Source organism: Pseudovibrio sp. M1P-2-3, from assembly GCF_031501865.1.
Taxonomy (GTDB): Bacteria; Pseudomonadota; Alphaproteobacteria; order Rhizobiales; family Stappiaceae; genus Pseudovibrio; species Pseudovibrio corallicola.
Genome location: NZ_JARRCW010000001.1, coordinates 2,451,568 through 2,478,302, shown reverse-complemented (window position 1 = coordinate 2,478,302; position 26,735 = coordinate 2,451,568). Strand labels below are relative to the sequence as shown.

29 protein-coding genes are annotated in these 26,735 nt (G+C 48.1%); 25 read left to right on the top strand and 4 right to left on the bottom strand.

Annotated features, from left to right (window positions below; genetic code table 11):
* Positions 1-68: 68 nt before the first annotated feature.
* Positions 69-1,391, bottom strand: coding sequence for a UDP-glucose dehydrogenase family protein (locus tag P6574_RS10795; protein ID WP_310620285.1), 1,323 nt, complete (start codon positions 1,389-1,391; stop codon positions 69-71).
* A gap of 603 nt (positions 1,392-1,994) precedes the next feature.
* Between P6574_RS10795 and P6574_RS10790 the strand changes: the two genes are divergently transcribed.
* Positions 1,995-2,672, top strand: coding sequence for a response regulator transcription factor (locus P6574_RS10790; protein ID WP_310620284.1), 678 nt, complete (start codon positions 1,995-1,997; stop codon positions 2,670-2,672).
* A gap of 350 nt (positions 2,673-3,022) precedes the next feature.
* Here the strand turns inward: P6574_RS10790 and fliI are convergent, their stop codons facing one another.
* From fliI to flgF, 3 genes are read right to left on the bottom strand one after another with little or no spacing between them, the layout of a single operon-like run.
* Positions 3,023-4,339, bottom strand: a complete 1,317-nt coding sequence (gene fliI / locus P6574_RS10785; RefSeq protein WP_310620283.1) for a flagellar protein export ATPase FliI — start codon at positions 4,337-4,339, stop codon at positions 3,023-3,025.
* Complete coding sequence (locus P6574_RS10780; RefSeq protein ID WP_310620282.1) at positions 4,326-4,970, bottom strand: hypothetical protein; 645 nt, start codon at positions 4,968-4,970, stop codon at positions 4,326-4,328. The genes fliI and P6574_RS10780 overlap by 14 nt, the downstream gene beginning before the upstream one ends.
* Complete coding sequence (gene flgF / locus P6574_RS10775) at positions 4,970-5,692, bottom strand: flagellar basal-body rod protein FlgF (RefSeq protein WP_310620281.1); 723 nt, start codon at positions 5,690-5,692, stop codon at positions 4,970-4,972. Before flgF ends, P6574_RS10780 begins: the two co-directional genes overlap by 1 nt.
* 318 nt (positions 5,693-6,010) lie before the next feature.
* Between flgF and motA the strand changes: the two genes are divergently transcribed.
* The 24 genes from motA to P6574_RS10655 all read left to right on the top strand — a co-directional run bounded on the left by motA (position 6,011) and on the right by P6574_RS10655 (position 26,735).
* The gene (gene motA, locus P6574_RS10770; protein ID WP_405048142.1) at positions 6,011-6,877 is read left to right on the top strand and encodes a flagellar motor stator protein MotA; all 867 of its coding nucleotides are present in this window, start codon (positions 6,011-6,013) and stop codon (positions 6,875-6,877) included.
* Complete coding sequence (locus P6574_RS10765) at positions 6,877-7,833, top strand: flagellar motor switch protein FliM (RefSeq protein ID WP_310620280.1); 957 nt, start codon at positions 6,877-6,879, stop codon at positions 7,831-7,833. Before motA ends, P6574_RS10765 begins: the two co-directional genes overlap by 1 nt.
* On the top strand, positions 7,814-8,398 hold the full coding sequence (locus P6574_RS10760; protein ID WP_310620279.1) for a hypothetical protein: 585 nt from the start codon (positions 7,814-7,816) through the stop codon (positions 8,396-8,398). The genes P6574_RS10765 and P6574_RS10760 overlap by 20 nt, the downstream gene beginning before the upstream one ends.
* A gap of 26 nt (positions 8,399-8,424) precedes the next feature.
* The gene (gene fliN / locus P6574_RS10755) at positions 8,425-8,841 is read left to right on the top strand and encodes a flagellar motor switch protein FliN (protein WP_310620278.1); all 417 of its coding nucleotides are present in this window, start codon (positions 8,425-8,427) and stop codon (positions 8,839-8,841) included.
* 22 nt (positions 8,842-8,863) lie between these two features.
* Positions 8,864-9,898 (top strand): flagellar motor switch protein FliG, encoded by a 1,035-nt coding sequence (locus P6574_RS10750; protein ID WP_310620277.1) that lies wholly within the window; start codon positions 8,864-8,866, stop codon positions 9,896-9,898.
* A 45-nt stretch (positions 9,899-9,943) separates the two neighbouring features.
* On the top strand, positions 9,944-11,011 hold the full coding sequence (gene flhB / locus P6574_RS10745; protein WP_310620276.1) for a flagellar biosynthesis protein FlhB: 1,068 nt from the start codon (positions 9,944-9,946) through the stop codon (positions 11,009-11,011).
* 56 nt (positions 11,012-11,067) lie between these two features.
* A complete protein-coding gene (locus P6574_RS10740) occupies positions 11,068-11,493 on the top strand; it encodes a hypothetical protein (protein WP_310620275.1) in 426 nt (141 codons plus the stop codon).
* Positions 11,494-11,602: 109 nt separating this feature from the next.
* Positions 11,603-11,983 carry a flagellar basal body rod protein FlgB gene (flgB, locus tag P6574_RS10735; protein WP_310620274.1) on the top strand — a complete coding sequence of 127 codons (381 nt, stop codon included), beginning with the start codon at positions 11,603-11,605 and terminating at the stop codon, positions 11,981-11,983.
* A gap of 6 nt (positions 11,984-11,989) precedes the next feature.
* Positions 11,990-12,409, top strand: a complete 420-nt coding sequence (flgC, locus tag P6574_RS10730) for a flagellar basal body rod protein FlgC (RefSeq protein WP_310620273.1) — start codon at positions 11,990-11,992, stop codon at positions 12,407-12,409.
* Entirely contained in the window at positions 12,409-12,747 is a 339-nt protein-coding gene (locus tag P6574_RS10725) for a flagellar hook-basal body complex protein FliE (protein WP_310620272.1), read from the top strand. The genes flgC and P6574_RS10725 overlap by 1 nt, the downstream gene beginning before the upstream one ends.
* Positions 12,748-12,756: 9 nt before the next feature.
* Positions 12,757-13,545, top strand: coding sequence for a flagellar basal-body rod protein FlgG (gene flgG, locus P6574_RS10720; protein ID WP_310620271.1), 789 nt, complete (start codon positions 12,757-12,759; stop codon positions 13,543-13,545).
* Between the two features lie 24 nt (positions 13,546-13,569).
* On the top strand, positions 13,570-14,046 hold the full coding sequence (gene flgA / locus P6574_RS10715; protein ID WP_310620270.1) for a flagellar basal body P-ring formation chaperone FlgA: 477 nt from the start codon (positions 13,570-13,572) through the stop codon (positions 14,044-14,046).
* A gap of 4 nt (positions 14,047-14,050) precedes the next feature.
* Entirely contained in the window at positions 14,051-15,181 is a 1,131-nt protein-coding gene (gene flgI, locus P6574_RS10710) for a flagellar basal body P-ring protein FlgI (protein WP_310622148.1), read from the top strand.
* A gap of 86 nt (positions 15,182-15,267) precedes the next feature.
* Positions 15,268-15,810, top strand: coding sequence for a MotE family protein (locus tag P6574_RS10705; protein WP_310620269.1), 543 nt, complete (start codon positions 15,268-15,270; stop codon positions 15,808-15,810).
* Positions 15,807-16,514, top strand: coding sequence for a flagellar basal body L-ring protein FlgH (flgH, locus tag P6574_RS10700; protein ID WP_310620268.1), 708 nt, complete (start codon positions 15,807-15,809; stop codon positions 16,512-16,514). The genes P6574_RS10705 and flgH overlap by 4 nt, the downstream gene beginning before the upstream one ends.
* Positions 16,515-16,521: 7 nt before the next feature.
* On the top strand, positions 16,522-17,019 hold the full coding sequence (locus P6574_RS10695; RefSeq protein ID WP_310620267.1) for a flagellar basal body-associated FliL family protein: 498 nt from the start codon (positions 16,522-16,524) through the stop codon (positions 17,017-17,019).
* Complete coding sequence (gene fliP, locus P6574_RS10690) at positions 17,019-17,765, top strand: flagellar type III secretion system pore protein FliP (RefSeq protein WP_310622147.1); 747 nt, start codon at positions 17,019-17,021, stop codon at positions 17,763-17,765. The genes P6574_RS10695 and fliP overlap by 1 nt, the downstream gene beginning before the upstream one ends.
* A 193-nt stretch (positions 17,766-17,958) precedes the next feature.
* Positions 17,959-19,089 (top strand): flagellin N-terminal helical domain-containing protein, encoded by a 1,131-nt coding sequence (locus P6574_RS10685; protein WP_310620266.1) that lies wholly within the window; start codon positions 17,959-17,961, stop codon positions 19,087-19,089.
* A 353-nt stretch (positions 19,090-19,442) separates the two neighbouring features.
* Complete coding sequence (locus tag P6574_RS10680) at positions 19,443-20,657, top strand: flagellin N-terminal helical domain-containing protein (protein WP_310620265.1); 1,215 nt, start codon at positions 19,443-19,445, stop codon at positions 20,655-20,657.
* Between the two features lie 355 nt (positions 20,658-21,012).
* Positions 21,013-22,203, top strand: a complete 1,191-nt coding sequence (locus tag P6574_RS10675) for a flagellin N-terminal helical domain-containing protein (RefSeq protein ID WP_310620264.1) — start codon at positions 21,013-21,015, stop codon at positions 22,201-22,203.
* Positions 22,204-22,557: 354 nt separating this feature from the next.
* On the top strand, positions 22,558-23,736 hold the full coding sequence (locus P6574_RS10670) for a flagellin N-terminal helical domain-containing protein (RefSeq protein ID WP_310620263.1): 1,179 nt from the start codon (positions 22,558-22,560) through the stop codon (positions 23,734-23,736).
* A gap of 267 nt (positions 23,737-24,003) precedes the next feature.
* Positions 24,004-24,282 (top strand): hypothetical protein, encoded by a 279-nt coding sequence (locus tag P6574_RS10665; RefSeq protein ID WP_310620262.1) that lies wholly within the window; start codon positions 24,004-24,006, stop codon positions 24,280-24,282.
* A gap of 147 nt (positions 24,283-24,429) precedes the next feature.
* Positions 24,430-26,097, top strand: a complete 1,668-nt coding sequence (gene fliF, locus P6574_RS10660; RefSeq protein ID WP_310620261.1) for a flagellar basal-body MS-ring/collar protein FliF — start codon at positions 24,430-24,432, stop codon at positions 26,095-26,097.
* Positions 26,097-26,735 carry a hypothetical protein gene (locus P6574_RS10655; protein ID WP_310620260.1) on the top strand — a complete coding sequence of 213 codons (639 nt, stop codon included), beginning with the start codon at positions 26,097-26,099 and terminating at the stop codon, positions 26,733-26,735. The genes fliF and P6574_RS10655 overlap by 1 nt, the downstream gene beginning before the upstream one ends.

Here is a 26,735-nt window from a genome sequence, read left to right as displayed (position 1 = left end):
TTTAATTTGGCTGGATGGGAAAGGAGCGGTCGCTGCTCCAATGGGAGCAGCGAGATTACCTAAAGTAGTTAGTCAATAATTTTTTGCTCAGGACGCCCAACGCAGTGGTATTGGAAGCCATGACGCTCCATTTCGTCCTTACCGTAGATGTTTCGAAGATCAATCAACACTGGTTTTGCCATGGTCTCCTTGAGACGGGTAAAATCCAGCGCGCGGAAGGCGTTCCATTCGGTGATGATTACGAGTGCAGAGGCATCTTTTGCTACCTCATAGGAATTGCTGCCGTATTGGACACCCTCAAGCAACTGGGAAGCACTTTCTATTCCTTCTGGGTCGTAGGCCGCGATGTGGGCACCCCGGTCTTGTAGGGCCTGAATAATTGAAAGTGAGGGGCTGTCGCGCATGTCATCCGTATTCGGCTTGAACGTGAGACCGAGCACGGCGATTTTCTTCCCTCGCACGTCTCCACCCAAAGCCGCAATCACTTTCTTTGCCATTGACCTCTTGCGCAAATCATTAATAGCACAAGTTGTTTCAATAAGGCGCATCGGCGAAGAGTAATCTTGAGCTGTTTTTACCAGTGCTAGGGTATCTTTCGGAAAACAAGAGCCACCATATCCAGGGCCTGCATGTAAGAACTTTGAGCCTATACGATTATCCAAGCCAATTCCGTGGGCAATGTCTTGTACATCTGCTCCAACAGCTTCGCTCAGGTCTGCAATTTCATTGATGAAGGTAATTTTCATCGCCAAAAATGCGTTCGCTGCGTATTTTATGAGCTCGGAAGACCGACGCGAAGTAAACACCAAAGGAGACTGATTCAAATACAAAGGCCGGTAGACTTCAGTCATAACCTCTTCAGCTCTTTTGCTGGAAAGCCCTACGACAATTCGATCTGGCCGTTTGAAGTCTTCAATTGCGGCGCCTTCCCTCAAAAATTCGGGGTTGGATACCACTTCCACATCAGCGGAGGGGTTTGCTTCGCGTATGATACGTTCAACTTCGTCACCGGTCCCCACAGGAACCGTGGATTTGGTTACAACAACAGTGAAGCCCTTAATTGATTGAGCAATTTCCTTTGAGGCTTGGTAGACGTAACGCAAGTCCGCATGCCCATCGCCGCGTCTGGACGGAGTGCCAACGGCGATAAAGATGACATCCGCTTTTTCAGTCGCGCTGGCCAAGTCCGTTGTAAATGTCAAACGTCCGGCTTCCCGGTTTCTTTTAACCAGATCATCTAAACCGGGTTCATATATGGGAATACCGCCGCTCTTAAGCGTTTCGATCTTATCTGCTTGTTTATCTACGCATATTACCGTGTGACCAAAGTCGGCAAAACAGGCCCCGGAAACAAGGCCCACATACCCAGAACCAATAACTGTAATTATCATTGCAGCACTACTCCATGACCGTGCGGTCTCATTGAGGTTCTCTTAACTAGTTTAAGCTTGTCATAGTCCTTTGTAACTCAGTTGGAAAGGGGGGAGAGTTGAGAAGTTGAGGGAATACTTTTGTATGCATATTTTTCCTTATATAATACAAAAGTACTACGAAGGTTTACTAGGTTACGGCTAGAATATCCTATCATTTGACCCCTCATAACTCTGTTCGCACTAACATTTCCAAAAATACTTTAGGGTGAAAAGGCTCTGTTTCGGGCCTCTCTCTGAGTTATTCCCAACTAAAATTGATAGAAATTATTTTCGTAATTCCTCTGAATATATTCAAAAGGAACAGATGTTCTTAATTCATGCTGTTTCTTGTATTGATTGATTTGCCCGAAAATATGAGAGTAAGTCCCCGAAATAATATAGTTTTTTGAAAATTCCCGAGAGTTTACTAAAAATGAAACAATTCAAAAATGGTGTGCTGGGATAAAAAAAATTTAAAATTGAATTTGTTTAGGCGTGTAATTTTATGTGCTACTCGTTTGACAGGTGGTGATTTCTCGTAATACTTCAAGGCAGAATAAATGGGATTATCGGGTGGGGTAGATGTATCTAATTGTAGATGAGCAACAGCTTGTTACAGAGGGTTATGCATCTGGTTTTGAGAGGGAAGGCATTTCAACAAGTGGCTTTACTCCAGATGATTTTTTGGAATGGATCGAGACAGCTCCTGACACTGACTTTGATGCCGTTGAGGCGATCCTAGTTGGAGATTGTGGCGAAAAACAGTTCTTCCCGGCGACTATCCGTAGGCGATGTCAAAAAAAGCCTATTATTGTTTTGGAAAGTGCGCCGAACCTTGATTTAACATTAAAATGGTTTGCAGCAGGCGTCGATGATGTTTTGAGGAAGCCTGTACACGTTCAGGAAATTTTGGCGCGCGTAAATGCAATTCGTCGCCGCTCAACTTCACAGTCCATGTGCGTCTCCATTGGAGACCTGACAGTGTTCTTTGATGGTCGTGATCCGGAGGCAGCTGGCAGCTCCTTAGCTTTACCAAGGAGAGAGAGAAGGATACTGGAGTATTTAGCTCGCAATAACGGGCGGCGGTTGACCAAGACGCAAATATACAATTTCGTGTATGGTATTTTTGAAAGCGAAGTAGATGAGAATGTGATTGAAAGTCACATTAGTAAGTTGCGGAAAAAATTACGCGCAAGAATGGGATATGATCCTATCGATTCCAAGCGATACCTTGGCTATATTATAAATGCCAATACGTAAGTTTCGAATATGCTGATAAAATGATGGCGAAGGGGCATACGATTGCCCCTTTATTATTTGGAATATTCTTTTCTATAGATCTGCTTTTTAAATGAGCTTTAAGCTTAATCCATTCAGCGCTCGCATGTTTGGCGTTCCATGCTTGTGCTCTCACAGAGCCAAATAACAACTTCCTAGCAGTCTTTATTCAGTTGTGTGTGATTAATTATCTGGAAGCTTTATCAGTAATAGGTACTGGCTGTAATCATGGTGGCCAAAAACAAAACAGGAGCGTAGCGCGTGAACGCTACGAGCTCCTGTCTTTTGTACGTGTCCACAATTTCCTCAGGGCACTCTATCCTAGACGAGCTCTAAAGCATTTTGGCAAGTTCCCCGAAAGGGTCCGTGCTGCTCGGCGCGTTTTGACCTTGGGAGACGGCCTCATATAACTTGGGAACCAAGTCTATAGACTTATCAAGTAGGGGGTCTACTCCCTCTTTATAGCCTCCCATCATTCGAAGGTCTTTTGTATCTTCAAATTTTGCTACCATTGAGCGTAGTTTTAAAATGAGCTCGCGCTCTTGGGGGGACCAAGCGTTATGTGCCAGCCTCGAAACGGAGGACAGAAGGTTAACCGCAGGATAACGCCCTTCCTCCGCTATATGGCGGTCTAGAACGATATGCCCATCCAAAAGGCCTCGGATATTGTCCGCCACGGGGTCGTTATGATCGTCTCCGTCAACTAGAACAGAGAATACGGCAGTAATCATGCCGCATCCCTCTTGCCCAGGGCCTGTTCTTTCCAAAAGTGCAGGTAAGTCAGAAAATACACTAGGTGGATAGCCTCGTGAGAGGGCAGGCTCACCAGCGGCTAGCGCGACATCGCGCAGCGCGTGGGCATACCGGGTAACGCTGTCAACGACCAAGAGTACTGAATCGCCTTGATCCCGAAAAAACTCAGCCATAGTTACAGCAGTTTTCGGGGCAAGTCGCCGCATCATAGGGCTTTCGTCTCCGGTCGCGACAACCACAACTGACTTCTTTAACTGATCACCAAGAGTTTCCTCAATAAACTCTCGTACTTCCCTGCCGCGTTCCCCAATAAGGCCGATAACAACGGTATCAAAAGAGTTACTACGTGCAATCATTGACAAAATTGTAGACTTACCGACGCCTGATCCGGCGAAAACCCCTATGCGTTGTCCGTGACATAGTGGGGTAAAGAGGTCCAAGACCCGCACACCTGTGGGCGCAGCCTTTGTTACGCGGGCTCTGGAAATCGCGCTTGGGGGTAGGGCGTCAAATGAGACTTTTTTGAAGCCTTTGGTCAGAGGCTCCTTTTCGTCAATGGGTTGCCCCAGCGCATTGATTATTCTTCCGCGCCAGCTCTCATGGGGAGAGACCTTTAATTCACCACATCTCGTAACTCGCGTCCCCAACCCAAGATCGATACGAGGTGCGTAGGGTTTAATAACTACGCTATCTTTATCAATACGAATGACTTCCCCGTAATGGGTGCCATCATCGGTGGGGTAGGAAACTTGCTCCCCTAGATTTACTTCACTGGAAAGGCCTTTAACCCTCAAGAAGCTGGGGGTAACTTCGTTCACTGTGCCGCTTAGCTCCACGTCCCAGCCAGTTTTAGGGACTTGGTGAGCAATTGCCTTTAGCGTATCAAGAGGATTCATTATCGAAAAATTCTAAGTGTTTGCTATGAAGGGCTTCGAGAACTTCGAGAGGAAGTACGTTCCGTGGGTCGCTTACAGCTGCTGACAATTTAAGACTTTTAACGCGAGAAAGATCTGTTTGTTCCTCATTAGCTTTCGGCTCATTTTGTGGCGTATTGTCGGTTTCCAGCATTACCTTAGAAAGAAGCTGGGCTGCCGCTGTTGTGCTACTTTCTTCCACAGAGGAAAACTGTAGATCACCATCGTCTGTATTTACTGTACTGGTTAGAGTCCCAGATGCATTCGAAGCATCACTCGGTTCGTTGGATTTACCCAATGCGAGTTGCCCCGTTAAAGCCATCTCACCAAAATTGGCGCTCATCAGGCCAATTGCACCGATAGCGCCGCCAGCCGCCAAGCCATACACAACACTTCCTGCGGCGCGCGCTCGTGTTGAAGCCTCGTCACCTGTGATTTGCCTGTAGAGTGTATTTACTCCTGGGATGTGTTGGAGTGGGTTTATAATATCAATAAACTCTGAGAAGGTGAGTGCTGTGGTTGAAGTCTTAGTAGAACTTGATCTTCCTACACCACCATTAGTACCTTCAAGTGTCGTTGAGGGGCTGTTGGAGCTGACTTCTTGAACAAGCATTAAGCTTCTCCCAGATCACGGATAGCAGTTTGCCGTGTTGTCTCCATTTTCTGAATGGCTGAATTGGCGCTCTCAAATGCTCTGGTAATTGTAATGAGTTTCGTCATTTCCATAAGTGGGTTAACATTGGACCCTTCGATGTAACCTTGGCGAAACCCGTTATCTGTAAATTCAAATATAGGATTCGCAGTTTTATCGGAAAGGACGCCAGAGCTTCCAACCCTGCTGAGGTTCGCGTCCTCTGGAATTTCAAAGAGCCCCAAAACAGCAACCTGCGCGCCATCTTGTGAAACTGTTCCGTCTTTAGAGATGCTTGGAGCACCTCCCAGAGGGTCGAGCGCGATGAGCGAACCGCCAGCATCCATAATTGGATTTCCAGAGATAGTCCGCAAGATTCCGTCTGCGGACATTTGCATACGTCCATCTCGGGTATATCCGGTGCCGTTTCCAGTCTCCATTGCCAGCCATCCATCACCGTCAATTGCGACATCAAGCGCATTGCCGGTTTGCTGAACGCTGCCTGCACCTCTAGAAATGTAGGTATCGCCAGTTGAAGCGAAAGCAACTGGATCTGAGCCAGCTTTTGACAGAATTGTCGAAAACTTCACCGCATCTGCTTTGTAACCAGCAGTATTCATGTTGGCCACATTGCGGGCAACCGTGTCTATGCGGCGCTCTAGAGATAGCTGTGCGGACAAAGAAACGTAAAGACCTGATTCCATAATATTATCCGCCTAGTTTGTTTGAATTAATTTGGTGAAAAGGAACTTTGATAAATCTCTTAATTCTCTGAGGGGTAAGGCGGAAATGGAATTATCGGCCGTATTTTTGATCGAAGTAACCAAAGCGTATTGAATACTAATATTCCGCATATTGAAACATCCCGCAGACAAAGAAGAGACCTAGAAGGTCATATTCGGCTGGAGTATCCGTTTTTTGCCTTGCCTGAAGCTGTAGTTTTAATCGCCAGTTTCGGACAAGCAATGATCGATAAATACCCTAGTTCAGTAGTTAACCTTCCAGTAGCGATGGGGTGTATTTTGAATTTTTTAGTTGGATTTGCGATTATCGTCGTATCGATGCTGGGTGGTTACGTGGCAATGGGGGGGTATCTCTCTGTTTTGTGGCAGCCTTTCGAGTTTGTGATCATTGCAGGAACTGCGCTGGGTACCTTTATTGTCGCTAACTCATTTAAAGTCATAAAAGATACAGGTGTGGGGATACGTGAAGCCCTGACCGGTAAGGCGCCTACCAAGCGTGATCACTTGGATACTCTTACAGTTCTCTATGATTTGATGCGGGTGATGCGGGCCAAGGGACGTAATGATGTTGAGGTAATCATCGATAACCCAACGGAATCGGATTTGTTCCAGCGTTTCCCTAGAGTTTTGTCTAATAAGCATTTGACGAGCTTTATCTGTGACTATTTCCGTTTGATTGTTATTGGGAATGTGCGTCCTCATGAAATTGAATCGTTGATGGATGAAGAGCTTCATACGCTCGGACGGGAAGAATTGAAGCCTTATGCTGCGCTGAATATTGTTGCGGAAGCGCTTCCGGCGCTCGGAATTGTTGCGGCAGTTCTGGGGATCATTAAGGCAATGGGCGCAATCGATCAGGAGCCTGAAATTCTGGGTGCGCTGATTGGTTCGGCTCTGGTTGGTACATTCCTTGGAATTTTTCTTTCTTATGGCGTTGTTAGCCCAATTGCTAACAAGATTAAGTCTGTTCGCGAACGTCGTTTTCATTTGTACGTTGAAGTGAAGCAAACGCTCCTCGCGTTTATGAATGGGGCCGCGCCACAGATTGCTTTGGAATATGGCCGCAAGACAATTGCAGACGAAGACCGTCCAACCATTGATGAAGTTGAACAAGAAACTATGAACGCTGGTGCGGGGGCGAAATAATGCAACAGGTACTCGATGATTCAGCCGTTGACGATGGTGGAATGAAGTTTGATCTGCCTTCTCGCTTGCTTGACGCTGGTGGTATTGGTGTTGACCGTCTGCCGATGCTGCATGTGGTTTTCGATAGAATGGCGAGGCAGTATATTGATACACTCCGCCAGATGGCAGCATCAGCCCCTTATATCGCGGTGCAATCGGTCTCAAATGAGCGGATTGGTGATGCGCTGGACAAGTATGAGGATAAGGCTGTTATAGCAGTTATCCACGCTCCCGAATGGGATGCGCGTATTATGCTTGGTTTTGATAAGTCTTTTATTCACTCCATGATTGAGCTGCTGTTGGGCGGAGATGGAGAAGAAGAAGACTATATGGAAGACAGGGCGCTCACAAACGTAGAACATCGTTTGGCGCGCCGGATGTTTGAAGAAGCAGCTTCTGCACTTGAAAATGCTTTCAGTGCAATCGTTGATGCAACCTTGATCGTTGAGCGTTTGGAAACGCGCATGGAATTTGCGCAGACTGGTCGCCGTAGTAATCCTTGCGTTTTGTGCCAGATGAATGCAGAAGTTATCGGCAGGGAAGGGGAGATCTTCGTAATTCTTCCGCAAGCTGCTCTTAACCCGCTTCGCCAGAATCTTACACAAGTTCTTTCTGGGGAGGTTTCTGGCCGTGATACACGCTGGACAAAGCAGTTCCAGAGCGAAATCCAACGTACAGAAGTTAACCTTACTGCCGTTCTTGAGGAACAGCGCCTAACTTTGAATGAAGTTGCGCAGTTCGAAGTGGGGCTTGTACTTGAATTGAATGCAACCCCTAAAACCCCTGTACGTATTGATTGTAATGGTCAGCCGCTGTTTAACTGCAAACTTGGGCAGGTTTCCGGTTCATACACTGTAAGAGTGGATGAATTGGTGCAGCAGGAAGGGGAACTATTAGATGACATCCTATCTAATTGATGGATTTGTATTATTCGCATTGGCAATAACCACATGGCGCGTTGTTGTTATGTATCGACAGCTGAAGATTCTCTCTAGTCACCATGAGGACTACAAGCGAATCTTTGATCAAACGTCGGATGCGATGGAGCAGATTGGTGTTAGTCTTCAAGAGCTGAAGGTTCGTGGTGAGGAAATTATCACAACCTTGGGTAAGAGGATTGATGAAGCCAATCAGACCAAAGCCGATATGAATACGATCATCGCTCAGGCGCAAGCAGAGATGAGAGATGTGCAGGCAGGTATCGAAGCCTTGAAGCGGGAAGCTCGTAAGGCTGGAGGTATGACTGGTCGTCTTAAAAATACAGAGGGGCAGTCCTATCATATTCCGGATGAACTGGGCGGTGAGAAAGACGAAAAAGGGCGTAAGAAGCAGGTTAAGTCCGTAGCGCAAATGCTTGCATCTACTCCGAAAAAAACCGCACAGAATGAAGCTGTATCAGCTGTTGATAATCAAAGTTTGCGCGTGCGCAAAGTTTCCTTTGGGCAGGGCGTTGGATTTCGTTCCGTTAATAAAAACGATTAATATCTAAGACTTATGAAAGGCAGATCATGTCAAACTCCAACGATATGAGTGATGAGGCCCTTGCTGCCCAGTGGGAAGCAGCAGCAGCTGAGGCAGATATGTCCATGGAAGATGCAATGGCCGCCGAGCCTGCGCAGCAATCTTCCTCCAGTAATCATTCTGGGCTGAGTGATGCCAATGTTGATCGGAATCTGGAAGCTGTTCTTGGTATTCCTGTTGATATGCAGGTCGTTCTAGGCTCTGCAACCATGCCGGTTGCCAGCCTTCTCAAGTTAGGCCGCGGCGCTGTTATTCCTCTTGATCACCGTGTGGGTGAGCCGGTGAATATTGTGGTGAATGGCCGCACTGTTGCACGCGGAGAAATCGTTGTTGTTGAAGATGATAACTCACGCTTTGGCGTTTCTTTGACAGAGATTGTAGGCGCAAAAGGCAGCTACGCCTAAACGAGAGATAAAGAGATAAAAGATGGTTGAGGTTCTACCGGCTGTGTCCGATAATTTTACATTCTCCCATAAGTCTGGGACTCAGAAGGCTGCTGCGCTTTTGCTGGCCATGGGAAATGAAAAAGCTGGACGGGTACTTTCGCATTTCGATAATGACGAAATGCGGATGATCATTCGGGCGGCTGCTGAATTGGGTACTGTGCCTGCCGGAGAACTGGATCATCTTATTGACGAGTTTATCGACCTTTTCACAGGTGGTGTGAACTTGTTCGGTACGGTTGAGGGGGCGGAGAGCCTCATTAAGGGTGTTTTGCCTGAAGATCAGGTAGACGAAATCATGTCTGATGTGATGGGGTACTCCAAACGCTCCATCTGGGATAAAGTTTCCCAAATCTCAGAACTGGTACTGTCTACATACTTGCAAAAAGAGCATCCGCAAACCGCCGCCTTTATTCTTTCAAAAATCAGTCCCGCAGGTTCTGCGGGAGTGCTTTCTCAAATTCCTAGGCGCAAGCGCAATGAGATTGTGCGTAGAATGCTGACGCTCAAACCGATCGTTGAGGACGTTGCAGAAGAAGTTCAAAAGACGCTCCACGAAGACTTTATGGTGAACTTTGCCCGTACTGTCGGGTCTGATGCCCATGCCCGCATGGCAGATATCCTCAATAAAATGGAACGTGATGACCTTGAGGATACGTTGACAAACCTACGCGAGGTTCTTCCAAAATCTGCCGAACAGTTGGCAGGTCTCCTGTTTACCTTCGAAGATATTGTCAATCTGGATCCACGTACACGTATGATCATCTTCGACGATGTGACAACCGAGCAGGTAACTACTGCACTGAAGGGCACACGCGAAGACTTCCGCTCTGCTATTTTGCAGTCCATGTCTGGCCGTGCGCGCCGTATTGTTGAAAATGATCTGGCTGGCGGGGAGCCGGTTGCGCAGCGTGAAGTTCTTGATGCACGCAGACAAATTACTGACCTTGCTCTTGAAAAAGCAAATGCCGGTGAAATTGATCTTGAGATTGGTCGCAGTGATGAAGTCTACATCTAACGTGGCCCTTCCTCATTCGGCCTTGGTGTAAAGCGATAGAAGGCTATGTCTGAAGATCAGGACGAGGAAAGTAAAACCGAAGAGGCGACCGAGAAAAAGATTAGGGATTCTGTCGAGAAAGGCAATATCCCAGTCTCAAAAGAGGCATCAGTTCTTGCCTCTTTTATCGGTCTCCTTTTTATTATGGTCTTCTTGTTGGCCGATGGGGCGAGTGATCTTGTAGATTATCTACGGTGGTTTCTCGATAACCCTGGTGAAATTAGACTGAATAGTCGCAGCGATGCCGTTCAACTTTTGAATGTATCTGCAGGCAGCTTGACACGGTTTATGATTCCGATCGCTGCCCTGTTGATTCTATTGGGTTTATCTTCTTCATTCTTGCAAAATAGCCCTAGAATGGTGGGGGATAGGATTATGCCAAAGCTCAACCGAATCTCCATTAAGAAGGGCTTTGGGCGTATCTTTAGCCTTAAAGGTTCAATGGAATTCATAAAGTCCCTATTTAAGCTTGCTACGGTTGCTTTTGTCGCACTGCTTGTGCTGCGTTCCCAGCAGGCGACGGCTCTTACCACTATGTATTCCGACCCTCAGATTCTTCCTGCAACTATTTTGGCTATTGCGATCAAACTGCTTTCTGCAATTTGCGTTGCTACTATTGCTTTGGTTGGCTTTGATCTGGCTCTTGCCAGATTCCAATGGCGCAAAGATATGCGTATGACGAAGCAGGATGTGAAAGATGAGCATAAGCAGGCGGAAGGGGATCCGATTCTCAAGGCCCGTATGCGCTCCTTGGCGCGTGACAGGGCGCGTAAGCGGATGATGGCCAGTGTTCCTTCTGCAACCGTTGTTGTCACCAACCCGACTCACTTCGCTGTTGCTCTTTATTACAGCAGGGATGGATCTGCTGCGCCGCAGGTTGTTGCAAAGGGGCAGGACATAGTTGCTCTAAAGATAAAAGAAATTGCTTACTTGAACGATGTTCCGGTGGTCGAGGATAAGTTGTTGGCCCGTTCATTATACGCTGCGGTTGCAATTGATCAGTATATTCCCTCCGAATATTACAGGGCGGTTGCAGAAATAATTTCCTACGTATACATTTCCAGTAAGAAATAATTAAAAATATTTATTAAGTCTCTCTCATATATGTGAAATCTACGGGGAATTGTTTAGTGGTTGGCGATTCTGATGATTTTGCTCTAGAGGAAAAAGTTCGTGAAGAGATGCTTGCAAAAGCACTCCAACCGATCGCCTCGGAGCTTCGATGTATAGACTTGGCGTCTTTGGCTCGGCATATTCTGGGCGAAGAGACCGCAAATCTTTCTGATCTGGTCAATTCGGCAAGTGAGTTGTTTTTCAAGGAAGGCACACTCTCTTATGCGGGCAACTCGTCCATAGACTTGGCTTGGGAAGGTGAGATTGCTGTCCAGATTGATCTCGAATTCAAGTGCGAGACAGTATCTGTTTTACTGAGTCTATTCCTTTTGCCTTATAATTCGGCTGTTTCAGTCAAATATATTGCGTTTGATAATCCGTATTCGGTCTCCTTCAAGAATACTGAGTTCCTTAAAAGTGCGCTGGAGACTGCGCTTTTATAAGTACATTTCCAAGTGATTTGTGCCGTTTTGCATGCATTACACCCGTCAGCTACGGACAAGATTGTATTGATAGTCTTGTGGTTAATAGTTGTAGTGTGGGGTAAAATTCTTGGAACCCGTTTATTTATTTGATCTTACATCCCGTCAATCGTCGTGGCTGTCCGTTCGGCAGTCGGCGATTGCGGAGAATGTGGCGAATGCTGATACACCTGGCTTTGCTTCAAAGGATGTGGAGCCGTTCAAAGATATTCTCGATCAGACACATCTGACTATGGCAGCTACTCACGGCTCGCACATTGGTGCTTCCGGCGAGGCTGGCGGCCAGTTCGAGGTGAAAGAGGCAAATGCCTGGCAGGTGTTTGATTCTAAGAACTCTGTATCTTTGGAGCAGGAAATGATTAAGGCCGGTGAAGTTTCCCGTGCTCACAATCTCAATGTTTCAATTGTGCAGTCGTTTCATGGTTTAATGCTATCTGGAATAGGGAAGTAATAGAGAATGATTGATCCTTTAAGTGCTTCTCTTAAAATCTCCGGGTCTGGTCTTCATGCACAATCTCAGCGAATGAGGGTTGTCTCTGAAAACCTTGCCAATGCCAATTCAACTGCAGATGTTGAAGGTGCCAATCCTTATCGCCGTAAGACGATTACTTTCCATAGTGAAATGGATCGCTTGTTGGGTGCTGATCTGGTCGCCGTTAAAGGTGTCGGTACTGATCGAAGTGATTTTAAGGTTGAATATGACCCTTCTCATCCGGCTGCGGATAAGGACGGTAATGTGAAGCTTCCAAACGTTAATATGCTCGTTGAGCTGGCTGATATGAGAGAGACCACACGCTCTTATGAGGCTGGTTTGCAGGTTATGAAGCAAACGAGTGCAATGATTAATAGAACAATTGATTTGTTGAGGTCGCGTTAATGGTTGATCCGGTTTCAGGGCTTGGTGCTGTTTCCAGTGCTCGGGGTGTCGATAGCTTGGGTGGTGTTAATCGTACCCGTCAGTATGTTGTTGGTGGTGGGGCAGAGGTTGCTGCGCCAACCGAGAGTTTCGCCGATACTATGGCTGCTGCTTTGGAAAATACTGCGGGCGACTTGAAGAACGCTGAAGTTTCTTCGATTGGCGGTGTTAAGGGTGAAGTTTCAGCTCAAAACGTTGTTGAGGCTGTTATGAAGGCCGAGCTTTCGCTGAAAAGTGCTTTGGCTGTGCGCGACAAGGTTGTTGACGCGTACATGGAATTTTCAAGAATGTCTATTTAAGGGTTTATCATGAAAGCGCTAGCGATCGCAGCCACAGGTATGTCGGCTCAGCAAACTAATTTGGAAGTAATTTCGAACAACGTTGCCAACATGGGAACAACAGGCTTTAAGGCCTCCCGTGCGGAATTTACCGATCTTCTATACCAAACCGACCGTGTTGCAGGTGTTGCAAACCGTGGCGGTGAAGCTCCTGTTCCTGAGGGTATCGAGCTTGGTTTGGGTGTGCGCACTGCTGCTGTGAGAAAGCTTCACACGCAAGGCTCGCTGACCCAGACCAATAACGATTTTGATATGGCGATTGACGGGGAGGGCTGGTTCCGTATTGCAGGTCCTGATGGCGAAAGCCTATACACCCGGGCTGGCTCATTTAATAAAAATGGTGAGGGGACACTGGTTACTCTTGATGGGTACGAAGTGGAACCCGGTATTGTTGTGCCAGAAGAAGCAATCAAGATCGAAGTGAATGAGAGCGGCGAAATTTACGCAATTTTTGATGGAGATCAGGCCCCGGAAGAATTGGGGCAAATAACTCTTACCAACTTTGTTAATGATGCAGGTATGAAGGCGCTTGGTGGTAACCTGTTCCGTGAAACGGAAGCTTCTGGCGCTGGTATCGAAGGTGCTCCCGGGGATCCGGGTTTTGGCGTTGTGCGTCAGCGCTATCTTGAATCTTCAAATGTTGATTCGGTTAAAGAAATTACAAACCTGATTAGTGCGCAGCGCGCCTATGAAATGAACTCCAAGGTTATTCAGGCCGCCGATGATATGGCTGGTACTGTTTCCAAGGGCATTCGCTAGTAAATTTTAAAGTGCAGGTGTTCCGTGTCTAAGCTTAAATTTGGGCTGCTGAGTGCCTGCCTTTTTTTCTCTCCGCTTGTTGCAGGTGCCTCTTTTGCCCAGTCTCAGGTCCAGGAAATCCCTGTTCCGGTCTTGGTCATTTATCCCGGTGATTACATTGATAGCGGGATGATCCGTTCTCAAAAATTCTTGACGCGAAAAATTAGCGGAATGGCTGTTTTTCGCAATAGTGAGGGACTTTTGGGGATGGAGGCAAAACGGACATTGGTTCCTGGTAGGCCTATTCCCTTGAATGGTGTTCAAAGTCCCACTTTGGTGAAACGTGGAACCCCTGCAACTCTTGTTTTTGAAGAGGGCGGCTTGAAAATTGTCGCAATTGTAGAGCCGCTTCAGTCTGGCGGAGTTGGTGACACCATTAAAGCGAAGAATATTGATACCGGTCTGCAGGTTGTTGGCATCGTGCAGGAAGACGGGACCTTGAAGGTCGAAGGTGGAAATTAAAAGCATGGGTATTCAAGTGCGCGTTCTGCAGTTTTTTAGCGCTGCTTTCATTTTAGTCGCTGTTTTATCTGGTAGTGCCTCTGCTCTGGTCAGAATTAAAGATATCGCAGAGTTGCGCGGGGTGCGCGATAATCAGCTCGTTGGTTACGGACTGGTTGTCGGGCTAGATGGAACCGGCGATACCATGCGTAATTCTCCTTTCACGGAACAATCCCTTCAGTCCATGCTGGAGCGAATGGGTGTGAATGTTCGCGATTCCAAGCTGCGAGCACAAAATGTTGCAGCTGTTGTCGTGACTGCAGAGCTGCCCCCATTTGCCGGTAACGGCTCCCGAATTGATGTGTCCGTAGGCTCACTTGGGGATGCAACCTCTTTGAAAGGCGGAACACTTCTGGTAACGCCGCTACTGGGCGCCGATGGAAATGTTTACTCCGTTGCTCAAGGGTCGATTTCGGTCTCCGGTTTTACTGTAGATGGTGAAGCGGCGAGTATCACGCAAGGCGTGCCAACGGCTGGCGTTATCGCCAACGGCGGTTTGGTGGAGAAAACTCTGCCCGAACGTTTCTCCAGAATGAGAAACCTGACATTTGAATTGAAGAATGCCGACTTCAAAACGGCTATTCGTGTTACCGATGCCATTAATGCATTCACCTTGAACCGCTACGGTAAGAAGCTTGCCGTGGAAAAGGATTACAGATCCATTGAGGTGCAGCGTCCTTTGGGGCTTAGTGCGGTTCGTTTTATCTCCGAGATTGAAGGCTTGATGGTTCAGCCCGATACTCCTGCTCGTGTTGTTATCGATGAAAAGAGCGGTACCGTAGTTATTGGCCAGAACGTGCGCATCTCTACAGTTGCGGTGACGCATGGCAATCTCACTGTACAAATCGCCGAGACGCCAGTGGTGTCACAGCCCTCTCCATTCACCCGTGGTGGCAATGCAGAGACGGTGGTTGTTCCGCGTACAAATATTGAAGTTTTTGAAGATGATGGGCAGCTCCAGATTGTGGAAGGCACCGACCTTCGAACGCTGGTGCGTGGGCTGAACCGTATTGGCCTTAAACCATCCGGTATTATCTCCATTTTGCAGTCGATCAAGCGGGCAGGGGCCTTGCAGGCAACGCTAGTGGTGAAGTGAGTGTTCGTAGGAGCACTTGCATAAGCCACGGGCAAGCTTGTCTGACCATACTGGATGAAATGAAAACTCAGGGATTATCGTCTGTGATGAAGGCTTTTGGATCAGCTGCTTTAGTGCAGTGCGTTGGTGGTGCTGTGCTGGCAGCAAGCCTTGTGTTCGGCTCATCGGCTCTGGCTGCTGGGGGTGAGGCGGAAGCGATTAGCCCGCAAGACCTGCAAAAAGCGGTTGATGATGCCAAGGCGTACTGCGTAGCTACGGCAGAACAAGCATCCGATGCCCGCAACCAGTGGCAAATGCGCGCCATATTCGATGCGCAGGCTAAAATGGATCGCAAAGTCGAAGAGCTGGAAGTCAAGATCAGTGAATTGAAGCAGTGGGTTCAAAAGCGCGACGAAATTTTACGGCGTGCTGAAGGCCACGTGGTGTCCATTTACTCGAATATGCGTTCAGACGCTGCTGCAGAGCAGCTGTCCACACTGGATGACGTCACCGCTGTTTCGGTTCTTTTACAAATGAAACCCCGTCAGGCCGGGGGCATACTTGCGGAAATGCCAGCGGAGCGGGCGGCCTATTTGGCTGACAGTATGGCTTTGCTAACTCAAAGAAACGCCAGGGGAGCTGGGCTATGAAACTTGTTGTTGCGCTCTGTGGATTAGGATTGCTCGCTGGGTGTAGCGGGTTGAAAGAAGTACGGCGAGAGCCTGCACTAACCCCGCTTGGGCATGGTTTGGCGCCGCAGGTGGGTGCATTGCCAGCGACTGCTGACGCTAAAAAATCCGGTCATCGGCGCGCCTTTAACGGCCTTTGGGGAGATGGAAAGCAAGACTTTTTCCGCGATCCTCGCGCCAAAAATGTCGGTGATGTACTGACTGTTCATATTGAGATCGATGATAAGGCTGAGTTGGACAACACCTCCGAGCGCAATCGCGATTCTGAATCTGGCAGTTCCGGCTCTGCAAGCGCCTCTATCGGAACCTTGTTCACCGATGAGGCCAGTGGCAGCATTTCAGGCGGGGCGAGCACCGCGTTTAAAGGTGATGGGGCTATTGACCGGTCAGAGGAAATTGAACTTTCCATCGCGGCGATTGTGACCAAAGTACTTCCCAACGGGAACCTGATTATTAGCGGCCAACAGGAAGTGCGTGTGAACTACGAAGTTCGCGTTCTGTCCGTGGCAGGAATTGTGCGTCCGGAAGATATCACCGGTCGAAACACAATCGAATACAATAAAATAGCCGAGGCGCGCGTATCTTACGGTGGGCGTGGCCGTATCACCGAAGTTCAACAGCCTGCATGGGGGCAGCAAGTTCTTGACCAAGTCTGGCCATTCTGAGGATACTATGAAACTAGGTTCAGCTTTGCCTCCATCTGGAAGTGCATTCCTGCCACTTATCGGCATCTTGTTCCTGCTAACGTTGGTGAGTGCTGGCGCAGGGTTTATCTTCGGTAATACGTTGGTTGAAAAGGTTCATCTGCAAATTGTGGAGGACCGGAAGAGCGAGGCGCAGGAAGGCGCGGTAAATCCCGTCTATGCAAGCGGCAGTCAGATTATCGCTCTGAAACCGATTGTTACCAACTTGTTGTCTTCCTCTCAAACGTGGATCCGTATTGAGACCTCCATTATCCTTGCAGACAGTGTGTTGGGGTATGACGAGAATTCGGTTCTTGTGAAGGAAATCGAGCAAGATCTTCTAATTTATGCGCGCACCCTTGGTCCGCGCCAGTTGGAAGGATCTCGCGGTTTGCTGCGTCTGCGCGATGACTTGAACGAACGCGCTAAAATTCGCGGGGGCGATTCGGTTCGAGAACTCATCATTGAATCGGTGGTGATTCAGTGATTAGAAGCTTCCTCTTACTCTTTGTTGTTGCGACCTTCTCCTTTGTTGGCGCGGCTGGGGCGCAGGAGTTGAACCTGTCCAGCCTGCTGCCGGCAGGGCAGGCGACAGCATCCGGTCAGATCATTCAGATTGTCTTGATCTTGACTGTGTTGTCTGTGGCGCCGGGTATTTTGATTATGGTCACCTCATTCACACGCTTTGTGGTGGCCTTTTCGTTTTTGCGCTCCGGCATGGGCCTGCAAACAACGCCTGCCAACATCATTCTCATTTCACTGGCGCTGTTCATGACCTTTTACGTCATGGCGCCGACCTTTGATAAGGCGTGGCAAGACGGCTTGAAGCCGCTCATTGACAACGAGATCAGCGAGCAGGAAGCCTACGGCAAAATCACCGAACCGTTCCGCGAGTTCATGTTGAACAATGTGCGGGAAAAAGATCTGGTGCTGTTTGATGATCTGGCGGTGGGCTCATTTGACTATGATCCCGATGTGCCGCTGGAAAAAATAGACCTTCGTGTTCTTATTCCGGCTTTCATGATCTCCGAACTGCGCCGCGGGTTTGAAATCGGCTTCCTCATCGCCCTGCCGTTCATCGTCATCGACATGATCGTCGCCACCCTCACCATGTCCATGGGCATGATGATGCTGCCACCTACGGTGATTTCCCTACCGTTCAAGGTCCTGTTCTTCGTCCTGATCGACGGTTGGCATTTGCTCACTGCGGGTCTGATAAGGTCATTCGCCTAGTTAAAAAGTATAACCCAACATGTATAGCTGGCATTTTTGCCAGCTTTTTTGTTAGGTGTTAAGCTTCACGTAAGTTTCAAGTGAAATTCTATCATTGTTCCGAGCTGCTCACTGAGTAGAATATGATGTTTTCTCGGAAACGCTGGTTTTAATCCAGCCTGTCCCAAATGTTATTCTTGAAAGGGACTTTATTATGTCTAGTCTTTTGACAAACTCCTCCTCCATGGTTGCCCTGCAGACAATGCGCAGCATTGCTTCAGATCTGAGCGAAACACAGAGCCGTATTTCTACAGGCCTGCGTGTTCAGGATGCGTCTGACAACGCCGCTTACTGGTCAATTGCAACCACAATGCGTTCAGACAATAACTCTTTGTCTACTGTACAAGATTCCTTGGGTCTTGGCGCTGCGACAGTTGATGTTGCCTTTACAGCTATGGAAGATTCTCTTGATTATGTTGACCAGATCAAGCAGAAAGTAGAAGCTGCGAAAAACGGCACAATCGACAAAAACAAGGCTCAGTCTGATATTGATGCTCTGCAGGAGCAGCTGAAGACTATTGCTGAATCTGCAAGTTTCTCCGGTGAGAACTGGCTGCAGCAGGACATGTCTTCTGCCAACATGACCAAGCAGGTTGTTGGTAGTTTTACACGTGATACTGACGGCAATATCTCACTTGGCAACATTGAGGTTGACACCAGTGTAACAACTCTGGTTGATACCCGTGCCACTACCGCTGGCGCCAATACGGGTATCCTGACTGAAGATTTAGCTGGTGATATTACCATAGATATTGGTACCACGGGTACTATAAGTACTCTTACTGTAGTCAATGGCACCACGGATGTGGAAGGCTTTAAAGCTGATATTTATGAGCAGGCCATCATAGACCATTATAATAGTTTGGATTCAACTGCACAAGGCAACTTTTCTACTGCGCACGCAGTTACAGCGATGGCTGATCTGGATGATACCTTTGATGCATTGGGTTCTTCAGTTCTGGAGTTTGATATTTCAGGTCTGGGCGATACCGAGACTGACCGCACAATAATGGATGCTGTTATTAGAGCTGTCGACACTCAGTACGATAAAATGACCGATGCTGCGACTGCACTTGGTTCCGCAAAATCTCGCGTTGATATGCAGATGGAATTCTCCAAGAACCTGTCTGATGCTATTGAGCGTGGTGTAGGTCAGCTGGTAGATGCTGACATGAACGAAGAGTCCACTCGTCTGTCTGCCCTGCAGACACAGGAGCAGCTCGGCATTCAGGCGCTGTCTATTGCCAACTCTTCTTCCCAGAACATCCTCAGCCTTTTCCGTTAATCCAAGTTAACTGAACAGCTGACCAGTCTTTTTCAAAGGGCTGGAATGGAGAACCCTCCCGCAGATGTGGGAGGGTTTTTTGTTGTTGGATGATCCATAGTTTACGCGGATTTGGATATTCAAAACTTGCTAACTGATTTTGTGAAGGAAGGGCTGGCGGCAAGTTCTTCAAGTTTTACGGTCTGTATAACGGGCAATTCATTGTCCATTTATTGCCTGTTCAGCTTCACGTAAGTTTCAAATGGAACTCTACTCCTGTTCTGGGCTGCTCTTTGAGTAGAATATGATGTTTTCCCGGAAACGCTGGTTTCAATCCAGCCTGTCCCAAATGTTTTTTTGAAAGGGACTTTCTTATGTCTAGTCTTTTAACAAACTCCTCCTCCATGGTTGCGCTGCAGACTATGCGCAGCATTTCTGCAGATCTAAGCGAAACACAGAGCCGTATTTCTACCGGCCTGCGTGTTCAAGATGCTTCTGATAACGCTGCATACTGGTCCATCGCGACGACTATGCGTTCAGACAACAACTCTCTGTCTACAGTTCAGGATTCCTTGGGTCTTGGCGCTGCGACAGTTGATGTTGCCTTTACAGCTATGGAAGATTCTCTTGATTATGTTGATCAGATCAAGCAGAAAATTGAAGCTGCGAAAAACGGCACAATCGACAAAAACAAAGCTCAGTCTGATATTGATGCTCTGCAGGAGCAGCTGCAGACTATCGCTGAATCTGCCAGCTTCTCTGGTGAGAACTGGCTGCAGCAGGATATGTCTTCTGCCAACATGACCAAACAGGTTGTTGGTAGTTTTACACGTGATACTGACGGCAATATCTCACTTGGCAACATTGAGGTTGACACCAGTGTAACAACTCTGGTTGATACCCGTGCCACTACCGCTGGCGCCAATACGGGTATCCTGACTGAAGATCTTGTCGGTACGCTTGGTAACGATCCGACTACCTTTGATAATTATAACCCAACTGGTAATGTAGCCCCTGTACTCAATTTCGATACAGACGCCACTAATGGTGAAGTTGCAACTAGTGGTATTGCTATGGCTGCTTATCAATCGTCATTTGACGCATTGTTGAACGACGGACGTGACGTGACGCAGCTTTTGCAAGTTACTCCTCCGGGTGGTGGTGCTCTGGTCGATTCCGATGAACTCACACAGTTTAAAGCTGATTGGGATGCTGCTAAACTCGCAATCGATACAGGTTTATCGACTCTGGGTACATCAGTTCTGGACTTTGATATCTCTGCGCTGGGTGATACTGTAGGCGACCGTACTCTTATGGATGCTGTAATTGTGGCGGTTGACCAGCAGTACGACAAAATGACAGATGCTGCGACTGCGCTTGGTTCTGCCAAGTCTCGTGTTGATATGCAGATGGAATTCTCCAAGAACCTGTCTGATGCTATTGAGCGTGGTATTGGTCAGCTGGTGGATGCGGACATGAACGAAGAGTCCACTCGTCTGTCTGCCCTGCAGACACAGGAGCAGCTCGGTATTCAGGCGCTGTCTATTGCCAACTCTTCTTCCCAGAACATCCTCAGCCTTTTCCGTTAATCCAGATTAACTGAACAGCTGACCAGTCTTTTTCAAAGGGCTGGAATGGAGAACCCTCCCGCAGATGTGGGAGGGTTTTTTTTGTTGTTGGATGATCCGTAGTTTACGCGGATTTGGATATTCAAAACTTGCTAACTGATTTTGTGAAGGAAGGGCTGGCGGCAAGTTCTTCAAGTTTTACGGTCTGTATAACGGGTAATTCATTGTCCATTTATTGCCTGTTCAGCTTCACGTAAGTTTCAAATGGAATTCTACTCCTGTTCTGGGCTGCTCTTTGAGTAGAATATGATGTTTTCCCGGAAACGCTGGTTTCAATCCAGCATGTCCCAATGTTTTTTTTGAAAGGGACTTTCTTATGTCTAGTCTTTTAACAAACTCTTCCTCCATGGTTGCGCTGCAGACTATGCGCAGCATTGCTTCAGATCTGAGTGAAACACAGAGCCGTATTTCTACAGGTCTGCGTGTTCAAGATGCTTCTGATAACGCTGCTTACTGGTCCATCGCAACAACCATGCGTTCAGACAACAACTCCTTGTCTACAGTACAAGATTCTTTGGGTCTTGGCGCTGCGACAGTTGATGTTGCCTTTACAGCCATGGAAGATTCTCTTGATTATGTTGATCAGATCAAGCAGAAAATTGAAGCTGCGAAAAACGGCACGATCGACAAAAATAAGGCTCAGTCAGATATTGATGCTCTGCAGGAGCAGCTGAAGACTATCGCTGAATCTGCAAGTTTCTCCGGTGAGAACTGGCTGCAGCAGGACATGTCTTCTGCCAACATGACCAAGCAGGTTGTTGGTAGTTTTACACGTGATACTGACGGCAATATCTCACTTGGCAACATTGAGGTTGACACCAGTGTAACAACTCTGGTTGATACCCGTGCCACTACCGCTGGCGCCAATACGGGTATCCTGACTGAAGATCTTTTGGGTTCTAAAGGTACGGCTGCTGTTACTGTCGATGCATTTGTAGCTGGAACTGGTGGTGGAGCAGATACGCCTGCTGCATTGAACTTCGACACTGATGCGGTTGATGGACTTATTAAAGATGCTTATCAAGCTGCTTTCGATGAGTTGGCGTCAGATTATGCTGCGGCAGATCTTGACTCACCAGGCGGTGTTGATTCTACTGAGTTGTCTACGTTGAAAAATGATGTCTCTGCGGCATTCGCTGAAATCGATGCTTCTTTTGCCAAACTGAGTGGGAAGTCAGTCCTTGATTTTGATATCTCTGGACTGGGGGACACTGAAGGCGATCGTGCTGTCATGGATGCTGTAATCGTTGCTGTTGATAAACAGTACGACAAAATGACAGATGCTGCGACTGCACTTGGTTCCGCAAAATCTCGTGTAGACATGCAGATGGAATTCTCCAAGAACCTGTCTGATGCTATTGAGCGTGGTGTAGGCCAGCTGGTAGATGCTGACATGAACGAAGAGTCCACTCGTCTGTCTGCCCTGCAGACACAGGAGCAGCTCGGTATTCAGGCGCTGTCTATTGCGAACTCTTCTTCCCAGAACATCCTCAGCCTTTTCCGTTAATCCAGGTTAACTGAACAGCTGACCAGTCTTTTTCAAAGGGCTGGAATGGAGAACCCTCCCGCAGATGTGGGAGGGTTTTTTCTTGTTGGATGATCCATAGTTTACGCGGATTTGGATATCCAAAACTTGCTAACTGATTTTGTGAAGGAAGGGCTGGCGGCAAGTTCTTCAAGTTTTACGGTCTGTATAACGGGTAATTCATTGTCCATTTATTGCCTGTTCAGCTTCACGTAAGTTTCAAATGGAACTCTACTCCTGTTCTGGGCTGCTCTTTGAGTAGAATATGATGTTTTCCCGGAAACGCTGGTTTCAATCCAGCATGTCCCAAATGTTTTTTTTGAAAGGGACTTTCTTATGTCTAGTCTTTTAACAAACTCTTCCTCCATGGTTGCGCTGCAGACTATGCGCAGCATTGCTTCAGATCTGAGTGAAACACAGAGCCGTATTTCTACAGGTCTGCGTGTTCAAGATGCTTCTGATAACGCTGCTTACTGGTCCATCGCAACAACCATGCGTTCAGACAACAACTCCTTGTCTACAGTACAAGATTCTTTGGGTCTTGGCGCTGCGACAGTTGATGTTGCCTTTACAGCCATGGAAGATTCTCTTGATTATGTTGATCAGATCAAGCAGAAGATTGAAGCTGCGAAAAACGGCACAATCGACAAAAACAAAGCTCAGTCTGATATTGATGCTCTGCAGGAGCAGCTACAGACAATTGCTGAATCTGCAAGCTTCTCCGGTGAGAACTGGCTGCAGCAGGACATGTCTTCTGCCAACATGACCAAGCAGGTTGTTGGTAGCTTCACGCGCGATACTGACGGCAATATCTCACTTGGCAACATTGAGGTTGACACCAGTGTTACGACACTTGTTGATACGCGTGCGACTGCTGCTGACAATACAGGTATCCTGACTGAGGATCTTGTTGGCGCGATCGGAACGGGCGCGGGTGACGTTAGCTATAGCGAATATAATGCTACAGCAGGAACTGATCCTGTGTTGACTCTCAATAATGGCGTGGACGGCCTAGCTAAAGAGGCTTATCAGGCTGCCTTTGATGCGCTTCTGTATGACGGACGCGACATTACTCAGCTTTATAGTACAGGTGGAACGAACACTGCCGAGCTTGATGCATTTGACGATGAGTTAACCGCTGCGTTCGCCGCAATCGATACAGGTTTGACGACTTTGGGTACGTCAGTCCTGGACTTTGATATCTCTGCGCTGGGTGATACTGTAGGCGATCGTGCGCTCATGGACTCTGTGATTGTGGCAGTTGACCAACAGTACGACAAGATGACAGATGCGGCGACTGCTTTGGGTTCCGCAAAATCCCGTGTTGATATGCAGATGGAATTCTCCAAGAACCTGTCTGATGCGATTGAGCGTGGTATCGGCCAGCTGGTGGATGCTGACATGAACGAAGAGTCTACTCGTCTGTCTGCCCTGCAGACACAGGAGCAGCTCGGCATTCAGGCGCTGTCCATCGCCAACTCCTCTTCCCAGAATATCCTCAGCCTCTTCCGTTAATATTCATTAACTGAAGTGCTGATCAGTCTTCATTTTTGAAGGCTGGGAAGGATTGCCCTCCCGTTTTTGCGGGAGGGCTTTTTGTTGTTAAGTCGTGTTTGAAATCATGCGGGAGCTCTTTTCCCGTAAAATTTTAATAAAGTCAGGTTTGGACAAGCTCGACTTGGTTATCTCCTAATTACTTCAAGTTTTCATCAAAACTATATCTATGTGTCATACAGCACATATATGGTGGTGGGTTTTTAGTTTGTCGTTGGGGAGACAATCATGGGATCTACAGTACATACTCTTATAGAGAAACAGGACCTGATCTGTTTGGAAGCTCTTGGATATGCTCCAGCTCAAGCTTCAGTTAAAACGCCGAGAATTGCTTTTTGTGCCACCTTCGATAATCGTGGGGGTGGGGCGGTGCATCACTGTCAACGGATGGATGTCGGTCCTTTAATGCATGTTATTCGCGAGCAGGCGAATGAGGTGCGTTTGGCATTGCTATCCTGCCGCGACCAGATTGCCGGTGGCCGCCTGCCGCAGTTGCAGGATATCTAAGCGGTTTTACGTTACTGCTATCTTGGATAGAGTGGGGTGTTTTCACTCTACTCCTCATTTTATCCTCCTATAATTCTCCAGTGGATACTTTCGCGCAAGGTTACTCGGCAAAGGTTAGGCCTTATTTGACTCTGTCCCGAGGTCCGAATGGCTGCTCGCGAAAATGCTGAAAAATTATATTCCAACCTGGCACAACTGGGCACACAGCGCCTGATTGCACTTGCTGTTGTTGGTCTTCTTACTTTTACTGCTATTGGTGTGGCGGCTTATCTGCTATCCCGTCCTGATCAGGAAATACTCTACGCAAACCTGGAAAGGGATGATGTCAGCCAGATTGGTATGGCACTTCAGACCGCCGGTATTCCGTTTGACGTAAGCTCCGATGGCTCCTCTGTCACTGTTAATGTGGGTTCTACTGCGCGGGCACGTATGCTGCTGGCAGAAAAAGGCCTGCCGCGTGGATCAGGCGCAGGTTATGAGCTGTTTGACGAGATGGGCTCTCTCGGCCTGACCTCCTTCATGCAGGGCGTGACAAAAATCCGCGCCCTTGAAGGGGAGGTGGCTCGCACAATCCAGTCCATGAGCGGTGTGAAAGCGGCGCGTGTTCATCTTGTTCTGCCGGAAAAAGCCACGTTCCGCAGGGATACGCAAAAGCCGACCGCTTCTGTTGTGATCCGCACCGAGGGCGGTGCGAACTCATCCCTAGCGCAATCGATCCGCCATATGGTGTCCGCCGCGGTTCCGGGCTTGTCAGCCGATGCTGTCACCGTTCTGGATACGGATGGCACTTTGCTGGCCGCAGGCGATGACGCGTCCACTGCATCCACAGGCCGCAAGGCGGTTCTGGAAGACACAATGGCCGCCCGCGTGCAGACTTCCATCCGTCGTTCCTTGGCGCCTTATCTTGGCATAGGTAACTTTGAGGTCAGCGTTGCTGCCACGCTGGATACGGATAACAAGCGGGTATCTGAGACAACGTATGATCCAGAATCCCGTGTTGAGCGCTCGTTCCGTGTGATTCGTGAAAACGAGAAGTCGCAGAATTCCAGTTTGGAAACTCCGACCACTGTTGAGCAGAATCTTCCAGAGGAAGATGTGAGCGGGCAGGGCGGTGAGCGCTCCTTGGAAGAAAATGATCGGCGCGAAGAGCTGACCAACTACGAGATCTCTTCCCGTACGATTGAGACTTTGTTTGACGATTATAAAGTTGACCGCCTGACAATTGCGGTTGTTATCAATCAAGAACGTATCAACGCAGCGATTACCAAGACTGGAGCTGAGGTTACCCCTGAGGCAATCGATCAGCGTCTTTCAGAGGTGCGTGAAATTATTGCAGCAGCGTCAGGCTTCAGTGCTACTCGCGGCGATACAATCAACGTGTCATCTGTCGAGTTCCTGTCTCCAGAAGGTCAGCTGGCTTCCATTCCGCAAGGCACATTTACCGAAGCTCTCATGCGCAATATGGGCAGTGTCGTTAATGCACTGGCAATTTTGATCGTAACCTTAATGATCATCTGGTTTGGTCTGCGCCCAGCTGTTGCGTTCCTTCTGCCTGTTCAAAAGCCTGAGGCAAATGAGCTGGTGGGTGCAGGTGTCGCTGGATCGGCGACTGGTGCTGTTGGTGAAAACGGAGAAGTTACCGAAGAGAACTTCGAGGATGTTGAAGCTATTGAGCGTTTGATTGTGAACGAGGAAGACGGCAACACCATCGTTAACCGCGTAGCGCTCAAGAAACTGGAGCGTGCTGTTGATCTTGATGATGTTCAGGCAGCCATCATTCTTAAGCAGTGGATGTATAACGAGGAGGCCGCATAGTGTCGAAGGCATTAGCGGATTATCTGTCCGACTTTGGAAATGATGGGGCGTCCTCTGATAGCAGTGGACCCGAGTTTCAAGAAGTCGTCTCCATGCTCCCCAAGGGGTACGGTGAAGGCGGCGACTGGGTAACCCGCGTCTTTGAAGCCTATGAGAACGGTTTTTCCGAAGGGCAGGAAGCTGTTAAGGCGGAAACTGAAGCAACAATTGCTGCCATGAAAGAGGAACTTGCGCAAAAACTGGTCGACGGTGAAAAAGCGTGGAAGGAATCTCAAGGGGCAGAATTAAAAGCGGAAGTGGACAAGGCCCTTAAGGACGTGGAGGAGCGCGTTGCTGCTTCTGTTTCGCAAATCCTTGTTCCTTTTCTTGAAAGTCAGGCGCGGGAGAGAGCAGTCTCTACCCTTGCTGATGTGCTGAAGCGTTATGTCTCTACGAACCCGCTGCCTATTATTGAGGTTTTGGGGCCGAAGACATTGCAGGACCTGTTTGCAGGTCATGTGGACGAACAAGAGCTGAATATAACCTACAAAGAAATACCAAGCGAAGACCTGACAGTGAAAATCGGAGAGATGCACCTCTCCAGTGGTCTTGGGGGCTGGGTAGATCAACTGCATAAACTGGTGAGTGAGATCGCGTAG